Origin of the sequence: Bartonella sp. AP3QHHD, from assembly GCF_042195765.1 — a bacterium.
Classification (GTDB): Bacteria; Pseudomonadota; Alphaproteobacteria; order Rhizobiales; family Rhizobiaceae; genus Bartonella.
In genome coordinates, this window is record NZ_JBHIPC010000098.1 from 48237 (window position 1) to 70532 (window position 22296).

Below are 22296 nucleotides of genomic sequence, written 5' to 3' on the forward strand. Positions count from 1 at the left end.
CTCATTCAGCTCGATATTTCTTTTGTCTCAAAGCGATCCAAGCATAAAAGGCAAGAATGCACCAAAGAGGTTTTCTAAAACAATTTTTGAAAGGAAACATGCATGAAAAAAAAACACCCTCATCCTTTTCCATCCTCTTCAATACAAGAACTTATAAAGCTCTATGAACAAGCGGCGGCAGAAGTCTCAGGCGCAGCCCCCCTTCCTAAAGAAACACCTTCAAAAAGCAAAAGACTATCATCCATACCGGAAGAAGATGAGGAAAGACAATCTCTTTTAAGAGAAGAAACTGTACATGCATCAACAAATCGAACAGCCTCGTTAACAAGAGGCGGCTCTACCAAAAGGCAGCAAAAACCTGAAACGACACACTCAACAGTTACTTCACAAATTACCCAAAGGACAACAAGAGTTCTCTCAGAGGAAGAAATCATTCTATTTCTTCCACACCATTCATTGGTTAAAACATATCGAGAGGAAATCCAACATTTATCCGCAAAAGCCTATGGCAATCCAAATATTTTGCAAGAAAAAATGCAGGAAATTCAAAAAAATCCTGCTGCAGGAGAGGAGCTCTCATGGCGCATGGCAGCATATCCTGAAAGTCTTGCTAAACTTTCCGGCACCAGCATGTTGGGCTTTAAAAATCGAGCACGTAGACAAGCGGAAGAGAGTTATTCCGCTCTCAGTGTCACTGTTGATTGTTATACAGAAGCTGTAAAACAGGCAAGAGAGAGCCTCGTACAATCTCCAGAGCAAGAACTCAAAAACTATGAACGCTTCATGGGGAAGGAAGCCGTCGCTAAACTTCTGCAAAAACCAAATCATCGTGAAAAAGAAACTCTTTCAGAGACAGAAATTTCTACCCAAATTCAACAACATTCAAAAGTCAAAAGACACCTCGCCCAAATCCAATATTGGTGTAAAGTTGTTTTTGGGAACGAAAACATTTTGCAATCACAAACAGAAGAGCTTTTCCAAAACCCTGAAACAATAGAAGCACTCGCACAGCAACTTGTCGGAAATCCTCAATCTTTTCACAAGTACGCTGGTCATAACTTTTGTGGCTTTAAAAATAAAGCACGCAGACATGCTGAAACGGGTCTTTCTCACCTCATTGACGCCGCTGACAATTATGCAACAGCTGTAACACAAGTAAGAGAGAGCCTTTCAAAAACTCAGCAGGCAAAACAAGAACACAATGAAGCACCTTCTGACAGAGCGCAAAATTTGCATCAACAACAAAGCGTCTCACAGTCTGCTCAACGCGTTGAGCTTTCAACAGTAACGCATGAAGGAGCAACAACCTCTACTCAACAAAGAGAAACAGATGTTCGTCCTCGCAAAACTGCCGCCCCAAAAGCGATGGCTTTTGCCAGCTAAACAGACATAAGTTTTCACGTTGAATCTAACGTCTTGGCGCAACACAGGAAAGAGGTATTTGCGCCAAGAAAGAGAGAAAAATTGAAACAAAATTTATTTTTCTGTCCCTTAACCCAAACACTGAGAAAATAATCTTTAGAGAATGATTATGATCTGAACCATAAGAGTCAAATCGTGCGAGACCATTCAGTTTCATATCCTCTCTCATAAAAGCAAATGAAAAAGCATAAAACAGAATAAAAACCAACGTACATTTTTAAATAGTATTTAAAAACAATATTGGAAGAGTTTGAAAGGAACATGTATGAAAAAAAGAAATCCCTCCCCTTTTATCACCGAAATGATGGAAAAATTTCAACAACAGGCTGAACAATCCCCTACCAGAACCCCTCCTTCCCAAGTTTCTCAAAGTTTGCCAAAAGCAACTGTAGAAAAACGCCCAGAAAATTTATCCCCCCACCCAAAAGTTGCTCCACCACCACCCCCTCGTATGAAAAGCTCAGTGCAAACCAACACAATGTCTCCTAACGCCAAAAACCAAGAGACGCCTCCCCCACAAAAAAAAGCAGCTCCACCAAAACCTCCGCGTGCAAAAGAGAGGCAACAACATAAACAAACAGTTCAAGAGTCCCCCTTCCTACAGACAAAAGTGGCTCCACCCCCTCCTCCACGCATGAGAGAAAAAACACAAACCGGCACAACAATCTACAACTCAAAAATCCAAGAAAACTCCTCTCCGCACACAAAAGCAGCTCCACAAAGACCTCCACGTGCAAAAGAGAGACAACAACATAAACCGACAGTTCAAGAGTCCCCCCCCCTACAGACAAAAGTGACTCCGCCCCCTCCTCCACGCATGAGAGAAAAAACACAAGCCGACGCAAAAATCCTCAACTCAAAAATCCAAGAACACTCCTCTCCGCACACAAAAGCAGCTCCACAAAGACCTCCACGCGCAAAAGATAAGCAACAAAACAAAACAACAGCTCAAGAGGGAGAACATCTCTATGCAACGCCTGCTCCGCCCCTTCCCCCACGCATGAGAGAAAGAGTACAAAATGGCACAAAAATCCAAAATCCTGAAACACACGAACCAAGTGTTAGACCCAAAACACTATCACATATGAAAGTCAGGCAGCAAAGCAGTTCATCATCACAAGACAGTGGAACATATGCCGTCCCGCCTTCAAGAAAACCGCACCGTATAGAAAACAGAAAACAAAGCGATACTGTCGTCCAAAAGCCTGCCTCTCCACACACAGCAATTGAACAACCAAAACCGTCTCACGAACAAAAACCATCTATTAATACAATGGAAAGAGAGCTATTGCTCGTAGCATATCAAGAAGAGATACGATTTTTGTGCAAAAAGGTTTATGGCGACCGACTTATTTTAGAAGAAAAAATAGCAGAAATCAAAGAAAACCCCGATATGGGAGAACAACTCTTATGGGATGTTACAGAACAGCCTAAGTCTATTTCTAAGCTTGCTGGTAGAAAAGTTCTTGGCATAAAAAATCATGCGCGCAAACAAGCTGAAGAAGCTCTTCCCACCCTATGTGCTGCCATTAACGGTTATGTGTATACTTCAAAATATACAAAAAGTGAAAATATTTTACAAGGTTCTCACACGGAACAACAACATCAGCGACAAGCACAAGAGGAAGAGCTAACAAATCAACATTTACAAAATCCGCTCAATTCAGAAAAGAAAATACAGCCTCTCTCAAATGAGGAAATTGCCCGCAGAGTTCAAAAAGATCCATCGGTTCAATATGGTCAAAGAGAGATCCAATATTGGTGCCAAATTGTTTATAAGGATCCATTTATTTTGCAATATAGAATAGAAGATATGCAAAAAATTCCAGAGATGGGAGAAGAGCTTGTATTTCAAATTGAAAAGGATTGTACATCTGTTTCTCCGCTTGCTGGTAGACAAGTCCTTGGCATAAAAAATGGAGCACGCAAAGCTGCTGAAGAAAATCTTCCTACTCTTTGTACCGCCATTAAGGATTATGCTGAAACTGTAAAACAGTTAAGAGAAGGCATTGTGCAAAACCATCAGGAAGAACAACAAAAACGTCATCAACCACCTACCGATCTCGATAAAAAGTTGCAACAGCAGCAAAGCTTATCGCAGCCCCCAAAGCTGCCTGAACGCTCAACAGCAAAGCGGCATCAAGAAGTTGCAGAAACTTCTAGACAGGAAGACCAGCCGCATGTTCGACCGCACAGAGCCGAAACATCAAAAGCAATGGCTTTGTCGTGACAGTCTAATCATCGTTGGCTTTTCATCCAAAACTTTGGTGCAATTATCTTGCCAAGATTGCACCAAAGACGGTGTATGAAATACAGAAAATTTTGAATAAGACACCCCATTATTTTACAGAATTCATTGATAAAATTTCACGATAATACTTTATAAAAATTACAAACTTTAACTTTGTTCCATGCGAATAAGGTCAATTTTTTCAATCATTCAAATAGGCATTCTTCTTTGAAGAAAACACTATGAAAATAACATAAGGCAAAAAATGTAAACAAAAAAAATCAAAAAATAATGTTACCATTTGAAAGGAAATATGCATGAAAGAAAACACAGAACATTGTGCCTCCTCTACACAGGAAGAATTGCAAGAACAACACTCTGTAATTAATGCAGCCATTTCAAAGCAAATCAATGAAGAAGCGCAAAATTTTTTCTACCCCAATAGCAAAGTGCTTAAAAATAAATACCGCATCAAAGATAAAGAAATATTAAAAGAATGCTGTTCTAATGATGTAAAAAAAGAAATGATAAAACTGCACCAAGAACCTCTACCAGAGCAGTTTAATGCCTCTTATCTAAAATACCTTCATCAAGGCCTCTTTTCCCGTGCATTTGAATGGGCCGGACAAACACGCGAAGAGCCTTTTACATTTGAAGATGGCACTGTTGCTTCTATGCCCATTTTGAAAAGAAAAGAATTTACAAAACCTTTTGCGATTGGCAGAAAAATACAGGAGGGACTAGAAAAGTTAGATAAAACGCTTGCTGAAAAGAATAATTTACAAGGCTTAACGCGCGAAGAATTCGTTGAACAAGCAGCTAGTATAATGATAGATTTGCACCACTTGCATCCTTTCAGAGAGGGCAATAGGCGCACAAAGAGTCTGTTTGTTGAAAAACTCTCTCAAGCAGCAGGACATGAGCTAGATTTTTCTCTTGTGAGCAAAAAACGTAAAGACTTTGTCCGCGCCGCTGCCATGGAACATGGCAACCCAGAGCCTATGAAGCATCTGCTTGAAGATATCTCAAATCCAGAAAAATTGCTCCTCTTACGAGAATTCACCAACTCTATGAGAGAGCTTGGATTGGATGAAAAAAATTATCATCTCGCTGTCGTTGCAAAAGAAGGAGAAACCTATCATGGTACCTATAGAGGCAGTGGACCCAATGGCTTCATGCTTGATGCCAACGGGATTTTCATCTTGGGAAATAAAAAAGATCTCACCCCAGAGCAAATACAGACATTAAAAATCGGTGATGCCCTCTCCTTTACAGCACAAAAAGTTCAAAACCCAGAAAAAAACCAGCAAAAAACATTGCTTCCAGAAGAAAAAAGAGCCACTCTTAAAAACGATGAAATAACTGAAAAGAGCAAAGACAACGCATCCATTCAAACAAAGAAAAAAGAACAAGCCCATTTTTCACCGTGGATTGTCCCTCATGCTTTACATGACAGCGTTGAAGTTATGCCCCAAAGTTTGCAAGAACAAGAAAAAGAACAAATGGCACAACCAATTGCTCAATCGGCTTCCGCTATGAGGCAAATGCAAAAAGATTTTCAAAAAAACATTTTACAGAGCAGTAATACAGCGACAAATAATCCAATATCTGTCAAAATGACAAAGGAAACACGCTCTGATCATCAAGAAAGAACAAAACAGCCCCCAAAAAAAGCAATGGCATACTGGGATACTGGTACAAGAAAAACGGACACCGTCCCTCTCACCTTACAGGAGAAATTATCATCACCGCCTGAAACCGAAGAAAATAAGACAATACATCGTAATTTCTTTTACCCCAATAGTATCACCTTAAAGAATAAATATGGAATAAAAGACTATGGAAAATTAAAAGTGCAATGTGCCCATGATACAACAAAAGCAATCATTCATCTGCGCCAAGAAGCGCCACCACAAAAACTAACCTCCACATATCTCCAATATATTCATCACACCCTATTTAAAAATACTTTTGAATGGGCCGGACAAACACGCGAAAAACCATTTACATTTGAAGATGGTACCGTTGCTTATATGCCAATGATGAAAAAAGCTGGTATTTCTTTTGCCTCAGCAAAACAGATACAGGAGGGTCTAGAAAATTTAGATAAAATACTTGCAGAAACGAATAGTTTAAAAGGCTTAACCCGCGAAACATTTGTTGAACATGTCACTGAAATGTTGATACAGCTCAACTATACACATCCTTTCAGAGAAGGCAATGGACGCACGCAACGAATGTTTTTTGAAAAACTTGGGCAAGTTGCTGGCCACACACTCGACTTTTCTCTTGTAACAGAAAAACGTATGAATCTTGCCAGTATTGCATCGCTAAAACATAAAGATAAAGAAGAAATGAAACATCTGCTTGAAGATATCTCAAATCCAGAAAAAATACTTATTTTAAAAGAATTCATGGACAGTATGAAACATATCGGGCTTGAGAGTATACATCATCATCTTATTATAACAGCAAAAGAAGGTCATACCTATAAAGGCTTTTACAGAGGCAGTGGACCCAATGGCTTTATGCTTGATGCTAACGGAATTTTCATCTTGGGAAATAAAAAAGATCTCACCCCAGAGCAAATACAGACATTAAAAATCGGTGACGCCCTCTCCTTTACAGCACCAAAAATTCAAAACCAGCAAGAAGTGCTTATCCCCGCACAAACAATAGCCCCCCTTACCAACAATGAAATTGCCACAAGGATAAAAAACAACGCATCCATTCAAGCAAGAAGAAAAGAAATAGAAACTTTGTGCCAAATCATTTATGGCAATCGTCATATTTTGCGGGAAAGAATTGAGATGATCCATGAAAATCATACTGAAGGAGAACAACTCACCTATCAAATTACCACCTCTCCCCAATCGATTTCTAAGCTTTCTGGTAGCAATGTATTTGGCATCAAAAACAACGCGCGCGCCCATGCTGAAGAAAATATTTTGCCCCTCTGTAGAGCCATTGATCGTTATATCAATATTTCTAAACAAACAGAAAGAGACATTCTCCATACCCATCATGTAAAACAAAGGCGGTGTGAACAGTCGGTAGAAATGCCTAAGGCTTGGATGAAAAATCTCCTTTCCTTGTCAAAAGCACAACAGCAAGAAACTTTATCAAACTCTCCTGAATTAAGGGGAGAGATAAGGACTTATATCAAAAAAATCAATGAGCGCTTATCTTCAAACGAGCATGAAGTTATAAAAGAAAATAATCCTGAAAGACTTGCGAAGAGTCTTGGCACATCAACCATCAAAGCAAAAGAGATTATGGAAATAGTCAAGCAGATAAAAGAGATAGAACCGCATATACAACCCATGTATTTTTATAACCATAAATTCGATGAGCGCTTAGCACCAAACCAGTATCAATCTATCCAGCATCAATCTATAAAGAAAAATAATGAAAAAAAATGTTCCAACACCCTTGATAAAGAAGCAATTAAAGTGCAAAAAATGACAGAAATCGTCAATCAGAGTCCCAAAAGACAAGAAAATATTCAACCTCACAAAACGGAGCACACAAAAGAAATGGCAATGAATATCTAAAAGGTTTATAAACTTTAACTTTTTTGCCCCCTCTGGTAAAAATGATAGCCTTTACCCCCCCCTCTGCCTTCATCGGCAAATCAATTGCGCCTCAACGAGAATGGAAACCATGAGAGAACAAATTGATCTTATTTCCTCAGATTTTATCCTCATCAACTGTGAAAAGAAACCTGAACAGGAAAAATGCTGTTGAAAGATCATGTCTTCCTATCCTCTTGTTTATGTAATCTCTAAAACGAAAAGGCAGCCAAATTTGGGGAGAATATAAAGCCGTAAAGATAAAAATAAATCACCAGCTTTACCATCACCTTTTAGCTCAGCCTTACGACTTTTTAAAACATCTAAAGCGCTGTTTTTTTAATAATGAATAAATAATGGAAATTGCGTATTGCTCCACGCTTTTATTTTATTTGCGTTCTTTAATAGGGTCACACCCCTCACATAAAACAGAACGGTATTGGGTTGCACTATTCACGACATCACACCATAAAGAGAAATTATCATTATATATCCCTACATATCCCTTCAAACTGTTATAATATCACTCGCATATTTCAGTTTGAAAAAGAAATTTTAATTATTTTATGGCAACAATAAAAATTTTAATGCAACAGTAAACAAGGAGCATAAAAAAGTCTTCAAGCACCATTGTTGACAGAAAGATAAACACCGTCGTAAAACGCTTTCAAAAAGTATCCTTGATTAGGATAGAGATCAGATTTTTACGATTTAAAACGCTTTATTTCTCCTGTCATCGCTTCTCTTTTACAACAAAGCTGATATATCTTTATGACATTGATTAAAAAAATTGCAACAGTTGCTTCCGGAACCCTCATGAGCCGTATTTTTGGCTTCGTACGCGAAATGCTTATGGCCGCAGCCCTAGGGACAGGTCCTGTTTCTGATGCCTTTAACGCTGCTTTTCGTTTTCCCAACACATTTCGTCGTTTTTTTGCTGAAGGTGCCTTTAACGCTGCTTTCATTCCTCTTTTTGCAAAAAAAATCACTGAAGAAGGTCACGAAACGGCATGCAAATTTGCAGAAGAAGTCTTTGGCGTTCTCTTTTCGCTGCTCTTACTGTTAACGATTGCGATGGAACTGAGTATGCCTTTTTTGGTACAAACCATTATTGCCCCAGGTTTTACCGAAGATGCAACAAAATTTAACGCTACAATTCACTTTACTGCAATCATGTTTCCCTATTTAACCTGCATGTCGCTTGCTGCCATGATGGGGGGCATGCTTAATGCGCTGCGACGCTATTTTATTGCCGCCATTGCCCCACTCTTTTTAAACATTATTTTGATTGGTGTGCTTGCCTATGCTTGGATCTATAAACTTGACGCTTGGCATATTGGCTTAAATCTCTCTTGGGGTGTATTGGCAGCAGGGCTTCTTCAGCTCACCTTAATTGCCCTTGCTTTGCGTCAAAGTGGAATGAAAATTTCCTTCCGCCAGCCCCATTTAAGTCCTAATGTTCGTAAGCTATTAACTTTAGCATTCCCAGCAGCCATCACAGGTGGCATCACGCAAATTAATTTGCTTATTAATACCAACATTGCTTCTAGTCAATCGGGTGCTGTCTCTTCTTTGATGTATGCTGATCGTCTTTATCAATTGCCTTTAGGCGTAATCGCCATTGCCGTTGCAACCGTTCTTTTACCAGAGTTAACACGTGCTTTGCGGAGCAAAAAGCATAAAGAAACCCACCATTTACAAAATCGCTCTATTGAATTAACATTGTTGTTAACACTTCCAGCATCCATCGCTTTTTTGCTGCTCTCCACTCCCATTGTCAGTTTGCTCTTTGAACGAGGACAATTTACCAGTCAATCAACACACCATGTTGCACAATTATTGGAGCTTTATGGACTAGGACTTCCAGCTTTTGTTCTTATTAAGGTCTTTATTCCTAATTTTTTTGCCCATGAAGATACCAAAACACCGATGATTTTTACAGGTATTTGCGTTTTCATCAATATCAGTCTCGCCTTAACATTATTTCCTATTCTATCTGCACGAGGCATTGTTATTGCTGAAATTACCTCTGGATGGGCCAACACCCTTTTGCTGTGGAGTGTCCTTATCAAACGCGGTTATTGGAAATACGACTTCCAACTGATAAAGCGAATATTATGTCTCATGATGGCAACTCTTTTGAGTGCACTAGCCCTCTATTACGGATTGAATGTGTTTGTTTTTTTGTCTTTTCCTTTATCCTCACAAGCATCATTTTTCTTGCGCGCGATCACCTTAGCTGGGATCATGATTGGCATATTTTTGATCTATTTTAGTGCCTATTTTTTATTCAACACCCGTTCCTTTTTTCACACGCTTAAAAATTTGAAAAAACGCTCATAATATCTATACTTTGTCAAAAACAATAAAATGAATAACCTTAATTGAAGAAAGAGCACTCCTATGGATACCTTCACACCACTTGTCTTTTCCGGCGTACAACCGAGTGGTCATTTACATCTTGGCAATTATCTTGGAGCCATTCAGCGTTGGGTTGAACTGCAAAACTCTCATCACTGCCTCTATTGTGTTGTGGATATGCATGCGCTCACAGTCAACCCAGATCCCCTTACTTTACGCGAATCCACCAGAACAGTGACAGCAGCTTTTTTAGCCGCCGGTATCGATCCTCAAAAACACATTATTTTTAACCAATCACGTGTTTTTCAACATGCTGAACTCGCCTGGATTTTTAATTGTGTTGCCCGTATCGGCTGGCTTCAACGCATGACACAATTTAAAGATAAAGCGGGAAAAGATCGCGAAAAAGCATCCATCGGGCTTTTTGCCTATCCCACTTTGATGGCTGCTGATATTTTAGTCTATCGAGCAACGCATGTTCCAGTAGGCGAAGATCAAAAACAGCATGTTGAACTCACACGCGATATTGCACAAAAATTTAACAACGACTATGCACAGCGTATTGCCGAATTAAATTTTGGTATCTCTATGCAAACAGATGAAGAAAAAAGACAAGGCTTTTTTCCCCTCCCAGAGGCGCTTATTGGAACAACAGCCACACGCGTTATGTCTTTGCGCGATGGGACAAAAAAAATGTCAAAATCAGATCCTTCAGATTTTTCACGCATTAATTTGACCGATGACGCTGATCTTATCGCAAAAAAAATACGCAAAGCCAAAACGGATTCAGCTCCACTTCCCGATACCCTTGCCGCTTTAAAAGAACGACCAGAAGTAGATAACCTGCTTGGTATTTATGCCGCCTTTGCCAAAGTTAGCAAAGAAAAGATTCTTTTAGAATTTTCTGGTCAACAATTTTCCCATTTTAAAACAGCTCTAGCCGACCTTGTTGTCCATAAGCTTGCCCCTATAACAGAAGAATTACGTCGCCTTCATCAAGAAAGCGGTTATATCGACTCTGTTTTGCATGATGGCGCTAAACGTGCTAGTATGCTCGCAGAAGAAAATATGAAAAAAATTCGTGAAATTATTGGATTTTTGCACAATACATAAAAATAATAAAACTAAAAACTGTAGAGAGCAAAAAAATCGTTTGTACAAAATAGAGAAAGTGCATGATTTCCAAACCCCAAAATCCGAAAAAAGAACCAAAGAAAAAAAACTTAGTTATTATCGATGAAACACCAGAGTGTCGGCGTGCCGTTGCGTTTGCCGCACAGCATGCCCAAAATACCAGTAGAACATTGGTATTACTTTGTGTCGTTGATAGTGTAGAATTTCAACATTTTCTGGGTGTAAACAACGTTATGCGTACAGAATCAAAGCAAAGTGCTCATAAAATATTAGGAGACATTGCCAGTGAAGTCCGCACCACCCATGCGCTTGAAACAGAAATAGTAGTGCGTGAAGGAAAAAAAATTGATGAGATTTCCAAACTGGTCGACGAAGATAAAAGGATTGCACTAATTGTTTTAGCAGCCAGTGGACATACAGAAGGACCAGGACCCCTTGTTCAATTAATCGGGAATAAAGGAACAGCTTTTTCAATCCCTGTCATTGTTATTCCTAGCAATCTTGCCGATGAAGATATTAGATCTATTGCCTAAAAAATATAATATTCTACAACGTAAGATCTTCCCAAGCCTTCATTATAAAAGGAGAATCTATGTTTATTCAAACTGAAACCACCCCAAACCCTGCAACTCTTAAATTCTTGCCAGGACGCGTGGTTCTTTCTGAGGGCGTATTAGAATTTCGTGACCGTGAAGAAGCAGCTAAAAACTCACCTTTGGCGGCTAAACTGTTTAATATTCCCAATATCAATGGTGTTTTTTTAGGCTATGATTTTATCACCGTAAGCAAAAAAGAAGGAGAATGGCAACATCTCAAGCCCGTCATTTTAGGCACAATTATGGAACATTTTCTATCCAATGAGCCAGTGATCACCACCAACGCTACAACACAAGCACAAACCCATGCCCTTAACGAAGAATTTTATGACGAAAAAGATGCTGATATTGTCTTAACCATTAAAGAGCTCCTTGAAACGCGTATCCGCCCCGCAGTTGCCAATGATGGTGGAGATATTACTTTTCGCGGATTTGAAAATGGTATTGTTTATCTCAATATGCGCGGCTCCTGCGCTGGATGTCCCTCTTCAACAGCAACTCTCAAACATGGTATTGAAAATCTTTTACGTCATTTTATCCCTGAAGTTTTAGGCGTTGAAGCCATGCCACAATAAATCACAATAAATATTGACCTCAATAGGTAAAATAACCACACCGATTGCCCCTCTTCAACAGCGCTCAAACATGGAATGTAAAGATCTTACGTCATTTTATTCCTGAAATTTTAGAAGTAAGCTATGCAGCCATAAAAATAGAGTACTGTTAAAAAAATCTGTCCAATAATGATACCTTCACCCACCTTTCACCTCCACATATACCTTAAAAAGCTTTCAAAGCTCCCTTTAGGAAACATACGTTGTTTCAACAAACCAATTTACGTACACAGAAGTACAACGCATGAGCGTACATTTTAAATTTATTTTATCTCATAATCTTGTCATGCAATTTTAATCAAGAAAACACGACCTCGTTACAAAAAAGCCCCCAAAAAAAGAAAACATTGCAAGATAGAGTGCCCATTTGCTTCATCTTTCTCAGCTCTCCAAACGACAAATCACGCAAAATACTTCTTGTAGCAAGCCGGCACCATCATCATATCTGCCAGCCCCCAATGTTGCGATAGCCCTTGGCACTTAAGACGATTCAATAGCCCTTGGCACTTAAGACAATTCATAAGAGTCATTTTTAATCCTTTCTTGTACAGTTTTTACCCACACGCCAGCCCCGCTTGTGGTATGCAAGCAAGTGATTTTAATTGATTTAACATGGAACAGATTTGAAATGAGAGAATCCCACGTTATTCGGGGTTCTAATTCAATATGAATAATGCTAATTTATTATTATAAATCAATATGTTGTAGCAGCAAGTTGACAAAGATCACATTTTGCAACTTGAATGAGAATTCTGACATTCTTCTTATTTCAATTCTGTTTATGTTGCACCAATAAAAATCGTCCGCTTACACAGCACAAACTGGATAATAACAAAAACTATTTTTAATAGCGCTTATGCACACTTTTATAAGAGACTGTTGCAGAACTAAGAGCTGGAAAATGAATGACTGTACGACCTTGTCAAGATCATAGCGTCCTTTTTCCATTCTTAAAATCAAGAATTCCCCCCCTATCATTTTCAATCTCATTTCCATAAATATGACGAAAAAGGTGTAACTACCCATAAAAAATAAATACATCGAAGCCAGATCTATTATGGTTGTTTGAGAAATTATCTGATAAAAAGAAAGAATATTTTTTCAATTCAGCAGGAATAAGTTTGTCTACTTTACGGCGTTGTTCTTCTCATAAAGCGCATACTTTTATTGTTGCTTGTGAGTCAATATCCAGTCCCCTCATAACCGCATATTAAAAGAAAAGAAAGAGTCGCTATTTCTCTGCGATACATGGCTTTGCAATAAAGGAAAACATATTGCTTCTATCTGATTGGTGTAATCTATGAAACAAGAAAAGAAGCCCATTGGAGAAAAATATGCCCAATTAGAGAAGAATGTAAAAATAGGAAACCAATGAAATGCAAAAACAATTGCAAGAAAATAAATGCCTAAACTTTTTTCACAAACTCCGACTTTAAACTCATCTGACCAATCCCTGGAATTTTGCAATCGATATTATGATCCCCATCCACCAAGCGAATATTCTTTACCTTCGTCCCCCCTTTTAAAACAGATGAAGCGCCTTTTACTTTCAGATCTTTTATCACCATAACGGTATCTCCGTTTGTTAAAATCTGACTATTGGCATCATAAACAGTATTGACAAGAACCGTATCATCGTTTTTTTGTGGCCATTCATGTGCGCATTCAGGACACACAAAATTTTCACCATCTTCATAAGTATAAAGACAATCACAACGAGGACATTTGGGATATTGGGTCATAAATTCCCCTTATTAAAAGAAAAATCATTCATTATGACTGGTCATAAAGCAAGAAGTGCTTATTGTCCATTATTTTAGAAAAATGTTTCCCTTTGTTTCAATCCTCATCTGTCAACAGTGTTTATGAATGCCCTCATCACATACCATACATGGGTTTATAAAAATGATTGATCATTATACAACTCAAATGAGTCCCCGCATATCATAAAATTTACGCATTTCATTCTCTCTAATAAATTAATCAAAATCATTTTCTTATACATCACCAATGCAATTAACGAATGGATAAAAAAACAATTAGAAAAGGAACATCTCTGAATAAAACGTTCTCAAAGAGCTAAAAACTATTGCAGCATTGAGAAACAAGAAAATGATGTCCCCAACTTAACCTTTTATTTAAGTAAAGATAACAGTCATAATGTTAGAGAACAGACTGATTTATGATCATAGTCAATGGTTTTGTATATTGAATGAGAGCCGATAAATAAGCTGAGATTCTCTCAACCCCTTTTACATTGAAACAACCAAAACCTTTTGCATGTTACAAGTAGGAAAAGCCGTGTAAAACGATTATCCAAAATACTAAATACTCTCAAATATAAGAGCCAACATTGAAAGCGGGCAAAGTGAATAATGGTGCCGTCTTACTCTCTCATAAGCGTAAAAATGGTGCTGCTCAATGAAGGGACGGTTATCCCTTTCAAAGCAACACGCATAAGATGCGTTTTTAGTGTCTTGAGAGAGAAGATTCTTTAAAACAAACATATGAAATGTGCAACAATGATCGTATTTTGTTTTGTATGAGAAACATTCTCCTATTAAACAAAAATTTCTATCAAGCCATTGAGCAAACCCATTGGACATAAATGCTCCGATTATGCTCGATTATAATTTCCTACAGCATTTAGTTTTAAGAATCCGGCAGTTTTAGGAATCCGATTGATATGTAAGAGAGGAAAAAACAAAGAGAGCTTGAAAATGGAAGATCTCCCTTATGCACATAAAATCACGCCCCTAAAATCACACCCATGTGATCAATCATCATACCTTTACAAAAAAACATTCCAATGATCTTAGGTGATAATATCAGGGTGATCTCTCCCCAATGCTTGTTGTATATTTAACAGTTTTAATGCCACCTGTTGCAAAGGTTTAAGAACGTCTTGCGGATTAAAATTGTGTTTGCGCGGATCACTTTCATATTGTTCAAAATAAAGCCGTAAAGTAGCACCTAGCGTCCCTGTTCCCGACAAACGAACCACCAACCGTGCGCCATTCTCGAAAAAAATACGGATACCTTGCTGCGTACTAACGCTCTGATCAACGGGATCATGATATGTAAAATCATCTGCTTTTTTGACGAAAAATCCAGCAATTTCAGTTCCTGCATGTGGTAAGTGCGCACGCAAATGCTCTATAATTTCCAAAGCTTTGTCTGCTTCGACTTCTTCATAATCATGCCGTAACGTGTAAAAACGCCCATAGGTGTGCCAATGCTGTTGAACAATTTGTGCGACAGTTTTTTCTGTTACCGCTAAAAGATTTAACCAAAATAATACAGCCCATAAACCATCTTTTTCGCGGATGTGATGAGAGCCCGTTCCAAAGCTTTCTTCACCACAAAAGGTTACTTTTCCCGCATCCAAAAGGGTTCCAAAAAACTTCCATCCCGTTGGCGTTTCAAAAAAGTTTAGTCCTTTTTTTTCCGCAACCAGATCAGCAGCACGCCCCGTCGGCATAGAACGTGCTATCCCCACCACGCCTTTCCGATATCCTTTAATGAGGTGTGCATGTTCAGCCATAATAGCCAAAGAATCCGAAGGCGAAACAAATTGTTGACGACCAATAATGAGGTTACGATCTCCATCACCATCAGAGGCTGCGCCAAGATCTGGTCCTTTCTCTGACATCAATAAATCATAAAGAGCCTTGGCATAAACCAAATTGGGATCTGGATGACCGCCTCCAAAATCTGGCAAAGGAATACCATTAACCACCGTCCCTTCAGAAAATCCTAAACATTTTTCAAAAATTTCATGAGCATAAGGCCCTGTTACCGCATGCATGGCATCAAACCGTAAAGTAAGACCTCGATCAACGGCCTTGGCAATACAGTCGAAATCAAAAAGCTCCTGCATCAAAGCAACATAATCAGCGACAGGATCAATAATATCAATCCGCATGGCACCCATAAAGATCGTACCTTGCCTATCTAAATCAATATCTGGTGCTTCAAGAATTTTATAAAAAGAAAGACGTTGCGATGTTGCAAAAATAGCATCACATAAAGAATTAGGAGCGGGCCCACCATTGGAAACATTGTATTTAATACCACAATCTCCTTCTGGACCACCAGGATTATGGCTTGCAGAAAGAATAAGTCCACCATGGGCATGAGTTTTACGAATAAGATGCGAAACGGCAGGTGTAGAAAGAATACCGCCCCTTCCCATTTTAATAAGAGAGACACCATGCGCCGCCGCCATCTTCAACACAATCTGAAGGAGAGTACGATTAAAAGTGCGCCCATCCCCCCCAAGAATCAACATTTTTCCTTCAAGAGGCCCAATGTTATTAAAAAGAGACTGTATAAAGTTTTCTACATAATGGGGTTGTTGAAAAACAGACACTTTTTTGCGCAAACCAGACGTTCCCGGTTTTTGCCCCTCAAAAGCCGTGGTTAAAACTGTCTTTACGGTCATATCAATCCTTCATATTCTTTCCTTTAACTTTAAGGTGAAGAGTATCCAAAGTCGACCATTAATTCTACTTGACGGAAGTGTGAAATATTTGCACACTCACCAGAAGTAAGAATTTTTAAAGAAGCCCTTTTATTTAAAACGCTTTTTGCCATATGTTTTTAAATACGAAGGCTGTTTTAAAACAAAATTTTCGTAAAAGAATACAGGAGCATCATGATGATGAAAAAAACAGTTCCCAATGTAACATTCCACACACGCGTACGCGATGAATCAGTGGATGGAGACAATCCTTATCGGTGGCAAGAAGTTAACAGCGATGCTTACTTTAAAGGAAAGCGTGTTATTCTTTTTTCTCTTCCTGGAGCTTTTACCCCTACTTGCTCAACCTTTCAGCTGCCTGATTTTGAAAAACTCTATGATGAATTTAAACAAGCGGGTATTGATGAAATTTATTGTCTTTCCGTCAATGATGCTTTTGTCATGAATGCTTGGGGAAAAGCACAAAATATCAAAAACGTGAAATTAATTCCCGATGGCTCTGGTGAATTCACGCGCAAAATGGGTATGCTGGTTGCAAAAGACAATGTTGGTTTCGGCATGCGATCATGGCGCTATGCAGCTGTTATTAATGATGGTGTGGTTGAACAATGGTTCGAAGAAACAGGTTTTTCAGATAATTGTGCAACAGATCCTTACGAAGTTTCTTCACCACAAAATGTTTTAAAAGCCTTGAAAAGCTAATTCCCCCAATCGTCTATTTAAACAAAATTTTACGACACAAATCTCCCTCCTCAGGAAATTTGTGTCGTTTACTTTTTGCAACCTCTATTCGTGAAAGCAGACACGATAAGTTGATTGTGCGCCTTCAGTGAGAAAATATTCCAACAATAATTTTTCAATAAATCTTTCATGTTTTAACGGCTTTGCAAAAGCTTGGAAAATTGCCGATGAAAAATCCCGTTGTGGGACTAAAAAATCAAAGAGTTAACAGCTGTTGCACGCTATCAAAAAATGAGGATGCAATTGCCAAATGCGCAAATTCATGCAAAACTCTCTCGGAAACATCAAGGATTAACATATAGATAAACTATGCAAAATCAACGCTCAGCTCCTCATATTGAGAAAACCTTTATGTTGAAAATGGTTTGATTTATAGAGATAATTTATAATTTTGCATATTGAATGTGAAAGCTGAATATCATAAGAGTGTCTCATTTTATCCCTTCTTATATTGCAACCATCAAAACCATTTTCTTGCCCACGACATGTGGGATTGGCATATGAATAAACGATTAAAAAGAGTGGAAATGCTTCTCGTAAATGCTTTCAAAGGCGAAAGCTGTGAACATCAAGACTGCAAGGTTCACAAAAGCATCAAGAGGGAAAATACAGATCAAACATTTGTTTGAAGAGGCGCACAGTTCAAATTAACTTATGTCTCATAAAAAGAAGCAAATATGGTATAAAAACTGCTCTGCATAAAGAACCGTTTATAAAGAAGATTCAATCAAAAAAATCCCGCAAACATTCCAATTCACATACCATAAACAGACTCATTACTGTTCTCATAGCCATTTATTCTAAGCTTTTATTTTTCTCTAAGAGAAAAACGGTTAAAGAAGTTGTTTATTCGGGTATTCTACCGTAAAGTGTGCTTCTATCTCTTCCTCTTCATCAAACTCAAAATCTTCATCACATTCAGGAAGACCAAAAATATCTGGATTGATGAAATAACAATCTTTTTTTGTCCCCTTCGCTACAATTTTATTTGTTTCTAATTCTTTGATACCTTCTTTAAAACTTTCAAAATTAAGATATTCTGGTTCTTGAATTGAAAGATCGCAAGTCAAAAATTCTTCAAGAATATCATGATCCAATGTTATCTGATCAAACCATAAATCCACATCATCCCCCTCATCTAACATTTTCCCTACCTGCCACAACATCACAAAAAATGCTTTCATACCACTAAATGATAGCCCAAAAATCATACGCCGACACGACGAGGCGCCTGAAAAGGTAATTTGCGGAAGATCTTCAAATCCGAAATTTGAAGGAGGAAGTTTAAATGATTTTCCAATATTCTCAGGTCTTTCAAGAATAAAGGGATTTCGTTCATAGAGCAGAGTAAAATCATATTGGACCATTTTCATTTCTCCGTTAAAGAATTGACTTTCTGAAAAATGCATATTATTAGTAAGTTACCATTATGGCAGCTTACAATTCATCCAAACATGCTCCTGTAAAAAATTGTTCGATTTAAGTCATTCCATTGTTTTTTGAAGCTTAAAAAGTCTTTTAGGATAAAACGCTCTAGTTCTCCCTCCTTTTGCAATAAGGCTAGATTTTGTAATGTCCAAGAAGAGAACATCAAAGGATTTGATACTCATAGATGAGAATTCAAAGATGAAGCCAATATGAACTTGTCAATATTTTTATAAACTTTTGCAGAAGCTTTACGTGAAACCCTTTAATTTTCTCAGAGTTTTTGTTCGTTACAATTTTTTTTGCTCATTTTAACGCATTATCATCGCATCCTCAGAAGGGCACGTTTTATAGCAAATAGCGCTTATTTATCTCTTAAAAAATCTCTCTTTTATGCCGCACGCACTTCAAAACCCCGCTTTTGAACGCGTGCACCAACACGTATAAACGAGCAAAGCACAAATTTTAAAAATTGAATTTCAAATTTCCAAAATATTTCAAACAATCACTTCGATAAAGACCTTTACCATTATCATTTTTGGGCGGCTAAAATATCCTGTACTGTTTTGACCAATTGTTCTTCATCAACCGTCACTTGTGCTGGTCGACTTTCACGCCATGTTTGATTATCCTTAATTTCATGAGACAAACGCGCCCCTTCAATCAAATCTTTAATCTGTATTTTTCCGCTCTCACGTTCTTGTGAGCCTTGGATAACCACACAAGGCGCTTGGCGTCGATCTGCATATTTCATCTGCGCTTTTATCCCCGATGCCCCCAAATAGAGCTCAGCACGAATTCCCGCACCACGCAACTGCATCACCATTTTTTGATAACCAGCAACCGCCTCTGGCTCTTTATCCATCATCAGCACCACAACCGGCCCTGTTGTCTCCTTCATAGGCAACTTTCCAAGATTTTGCAAAGCAGCGATCAAGCGTGAGACCCCGATTGAAAAACCTGTTGCTGGAATGTTTTCACCACGAAAGCGTGCCACCAATCCATCATAGCGCCCACCACCACCAACGGAGCCAAAAACAACTTTCAGCCCATCATCATTGAAAACATCAAACAGCAACGTAGCCTCAAAGACAGGACCTGTATAATAATCCAGTCCACGCACCACCGATGGATCAATCTTGATACGATTCTGAAAGCCATTTGCGGCAAAAATTGCTTGCATTTCCTCAAGCTCACAAATTCCCTCACGCCCTTGAACATGATCACCAACCACTTCTTTAAGAGCCTCAAGCGTTTCTTCTGCTGTTTCAGCTCCAGCAGCAGTTAAGGTAAGAATACACTCAATCTCTTTATCCTTAAGCTCCGCCCCTTTTGTAAAGTCACCACTTTCATCCAAACGCCCTTTTCCCAAAAGCAAACGCACCCCTTCAGAACCAAATTTATCCAGCTTATCAATTGCTCTTAAGACAGTTAAGCGCTTTTCAGCCTGCTCATTTCCCCCCAAACCAATTTTCTCTAAAACACAATCGAGAATTTTTCGGTTGTTCAGACGAATGGCATATTCATGATGCTGAAACCCTAGTTTTTCCAAACTATCGGCTGCCATCATACAAATTTCGGCATCAGCTGCTACCGTTGGTGTTCCAACAATATCCGCATCAAACTGCATAAATTGCCGAAACCGCCCTGGACCTGGTTTTTCATTGCGAAAAACAAAGCCAAGACGATAACTGCGATAAGGCTTTGGCAAAACTTCAAAATTCTCGGCAAAATAACGAGCAAGAGGCGCGGTAAGATCATAGCGCAAAGACATCCATTGCTCATCATCATCTTGTAGCGAAAAAACGCCCGCATTTGGACGATCTGAATCCGGTAAAAACTTACCCAGCACATCTGTATATTCAAAAATTGGTGTTTCCAGTGCTTCAAAACCATAAAGTTCATAAACTTCACGAATTTGCGCAATCATTGTTTCAGTTGCATACAACTGTGCACTTGTACGATCAACAAAACCCCGGGGTAAACGGGCTTTGGTTTTTTCTTGTTTTGATAACATATTTTTCTCTAACAACAATATATATTCACCGATAACGTGTGTCTATCTTATAGAAACAAACGCTGCAATAACTTTATCAACTGGAAACTGGTAACAATATACATAAGCTTTTGCTTTTAAAAGATGCAAACCTTTACCCTTAAGGCAATCTACTGAAAATATTTGCATTTTCAATAGGAACATAGCCCCCCGCTCAACATGAAATGCCCGCTTAACATTCAATGAAAAGACATCTGTGCTTGTTGAAAGAAACCTCAAAGCGACTGTTGATTCTGGATAAATCGGAAGCATCCCCCTCAAAAGCCCTCCCTTTCAGAATTCTTCAGATTTATTACAGATGCAAAAATCCTCAAGACATCAGTGTGCTTTGCGCTTGTTCTGCAAAATGATTGATAACATTTTTTAAATCAACAATATTTCGTCCAGCATCTGTAATAGAGCGTGATACAGAGGGAATAACATTCTGCCAAAGTCTTTGTGGAAATTGATTTGCTAGTTGTGTCATTGTTCCACCTTGAGCGCCAATACCCGGAACAAGAAACAGACTATTTTTTAACTGCTCGATTGTGTCTTTTGATTCAGATCCTAATGTCGCTCCTATAACCGCACCTATGGGGCCAATATTATGATGAATAACCGAAGACTGACTATTATAATCACAAATACACTGTGCAAGATGAAGAGAGAGTGTCTGATCACCAATAAGCGCATTTCGTATTTGTTTCCCCTCTGGATTAGAAGACTGAACAACCACAAAAACCCCTGCTCCTGCTTCTTCTGCAACCTTTATCAGAGGAATAAGAGCATCAAAACCCAAAAAAGGATTAACTGTCATGGCATCCACCTTGAACGCACTACTTGGACCAAGCCAAGCCTTACCATAGGCTTCAGCAGTAGAGCCAATATCCCCCCTTTTTGCATCCGCCAGAACCAATATGCCTTGTTCGTGTGCATTTTCAATCAGTTCTTTGAGAGCTTGAAGACCTTCCACACCATATAATTCAAAAAATGCGACTTGCGGCTTTATAATACCCACTTTACCAACAACTGCTGTTAAGAGAATATCACAAAAATCTTTTAGACCTTTATAATCAAAGCTTAGTTTCCACGATTGCAAAACTTTATGGCTCGGATCAAAGCCAATACAAAGAGGTCCATAGATTTCACGATTTTTAAAAAAAGTTGAACGAAACATTTTATATCCTAACAAGATCTCTCTTTAAACTTTTTGATACAATCAAAAAGAAAAGCATTTGTCAAAAGAATACAATAGCGAAAACACAAAGAAAGATCTCTCTATACAAAATGTGCTTTTATTTATGAAACATAAATATATTCCCATTCGTAACGCTTATCATATGTTTATCAACCAAAACATTGTCATGAGATAAAAATTCAAATTTATGAAAGAATATAAACAAAACAGCATCTATATTATAGCATCTATATTATAATGACCTCATAAAGCCCTATAGACATGCCTTGTCGTTTTCACCCCCCTTTTTTATGATCAACAAAAACTCTCTATGAACGCGCTTTAAACAAAGTTTCAAAAGAAAATGCCCCACCATGATGGTCTCGATCTTAGCTTTAGATCTTTCCTATTCCTTTTGGCGCATATCTTTATCCCTTTTGGAACATAATTAGCAAAAAGGCATTGTATCTCCAGCATATTCAAGGAGATAAAACATGGAAACTCGC

Annotated in this window: 13 protein-coding genes; 8 read left to right on the forward strand and 5 right to left on the reverse strand. The window is 38.4% G+C overall.

Annotated elements, in window-relative coordinates:
• The first annotated feature begins 102 nt into the window (after positions 1 to 102).
• The 7 genes from ACFIL7_RS08495 to ACFIL7_RS08525 all read left to right on the forward strand — a co-directional run bounded on the left by ACFIL7_RS08495 (position 103) and on the right by ACFIL7_RS08525 (position 11890).
• On the forward strand, positions 103 to 1383 hold the full coding sequence (locus tag ACFIL7_RS08495) for a BID domain-containing T4SS effector (RefSeq protein WP_375636862.1): 1281 nt from the start codon (positions 103 to 105) through the stop codon (positions 1381 to 1383).
• Between the two features lie 304 nt (positions 1384 to 1687).
• The gene (locus ACFIL7_RS08500; protein ID WP_375636863.1) at positions 1688 to 3652 is read left to right on the forward strand and encodes a BID domain-containing T4SS effector; all 1965 of its coding nucleotides are present in this window, start codon (positions 1688 to 1690) and stop codon (positions 3650 to 3652) included.
• Between the two features lie 317 nt (positions 3653 to 3969).
• Entirely contained in the window at positions 3970 to 7206 is a 3237-nt protein-coding gene (locus tag ACFIL7_RS08505) for a BID domain-containing T4SS effector (protein ID WP_375683520.1), read from the forward strand.
• Between the two features lie 789 nt (positions 7207 to 7995).
• Positions 7996 to 9567 carry a murein biosynthesis integral membrane protein MurJ gene (gene murJ / locus ACFIL7_RS08510; RefSeq protein ID WP_375634385.1) on the forward strand — a complete coding sequence of 524 codons (1572 nt, stop codon included), beginning with the start codon at positions 7996 to 7998 and terminating at the stop codon, positions 9565 to 9567.
• Positions 9568 to 9627: 60 nt separating this feature from the next.
• Complete coding sequence (trpS, locus tag ACFIL7_RS08515) at positions 9628 to 10698, forward strand: tryptophan--tRNA ligase (protein ID WP_375618293.1); 1071 nt, start codon at positions 9628 to 9630, stop codon at positions 10696 to 10698.
• A gap of 62 nt (positions 10699 to 10760) precedes the next feature.
• On the forward strand, positions 10761 to 11252 hold the full coding sequence (locus tag ACFIL7_RS08520) for a universal stress protein (RefSeq protein WP_375618294.1): 492 nt from the start codon (positions 10761 to 10763) through the stop codon (positions 11250 to 11252).
• A gap of 59 nt (positions 11253 to 11311) precedes the next feature.
• Positions 11312 to 11890, forward strand: coding sequence for a NifU family protein (locus ACFIL7_RS08525; protein ID WP_375612176.1), 579 nt, complete (start codon positions 11312 to 11314; stop codon positions 11888 to 11890).
• Positions 11891 to 13335: 1445 nt separating this feature from the next.
• Here ACFIL7_RS08525 and ACFIL7_RS08530 read toward each other — a convergent pair.
• Positions 13336 to 13671, reverse strand: coding sequence for a zinc ribbon domain-containing protein YjdM (locus ACFIL7_RS08530; protein ID WP_375634389.1), 336 nt, complete (start codon positions 13669 to 13671; stop codon positions 13336 to 13338).
• 1073 nt (positions 13672 to 14744) lie between these two features.
• On the reverse strand, positions 14745 to 16373 hold the full coding sequence (locus tag ACFIL7_RS08535) for an alpha-D-glucose phosphate-specific phosphoglucomutase (RefSeq protein WP_375655288.1): 1629 nt from the start codon (positions 16371 to 16373) through the stop codon (positions 14745 to 14747).
• Positions 16374 to 16589: 216 nt separating this feature from the next.
• Here ACFIL7_RS08535 and ACFIL7_RS08540 point away from each other — a divergent pair, with 216 nt between their 5' ends.
• Positions 16590 to 17114, forward strand: coding sequence for a peroxiredoxin (locus tag ACFIL7_RS08540; protein WP_375634401.1), 525 nt, complete (start codon positions 16590 to 16592; stop codon positions 17112 to 17114).
• Positions 17115 to 17986: 872 nt separating this feature from the next.
• On the opposite strand, the gene ACFIL7_RS08545 is transcribed toward ACFIL7_RS08540, so the two are convergent.
• The 3 genes from ACFIL7_RS08545 to pyrF all read right to left on the reverse strand — a co-directional run bounded on the left by ACFIL7_RS08545 (position 17987) and on the right by pyrF (position 21790).
• Entirely contained in the window at positions 17987 to 18520 is a 534-nt protein-coding gene (locus ACFIL7_RS08545) for a replication protein (protein ID WP_375618298.1), read from the reverse strand.
• Between the two features lie 590 nt (positions 18521 to 19110).
• Complete coding sequence (hisS, locus tag ACFIL7_RS08550) at positions 19111 to 20595, reverse strand: histidine--tRNA ligase (RefSeq protein WP_375634746.1); 1485 nt, start codon at positions 20593 to 20595, stop codon at positions 19111 to 19113.
• Positions 20596 to 20944: 349 nt separating this feature from the next.
• Positions 20945 to 21790, reverse strand: coding sequence for an orotidine-5'-phosphate decarboxylase (gene pyrF / locus ACFIL7_RS08555; RefSeq protein ID WP_375634745.1), 846 nt, complete (start codon positions 21788 to 21790; stop codon positions 20945 to 20947).
• Positions 21791 to 22296: the final 506 nt, after the last annotated feature.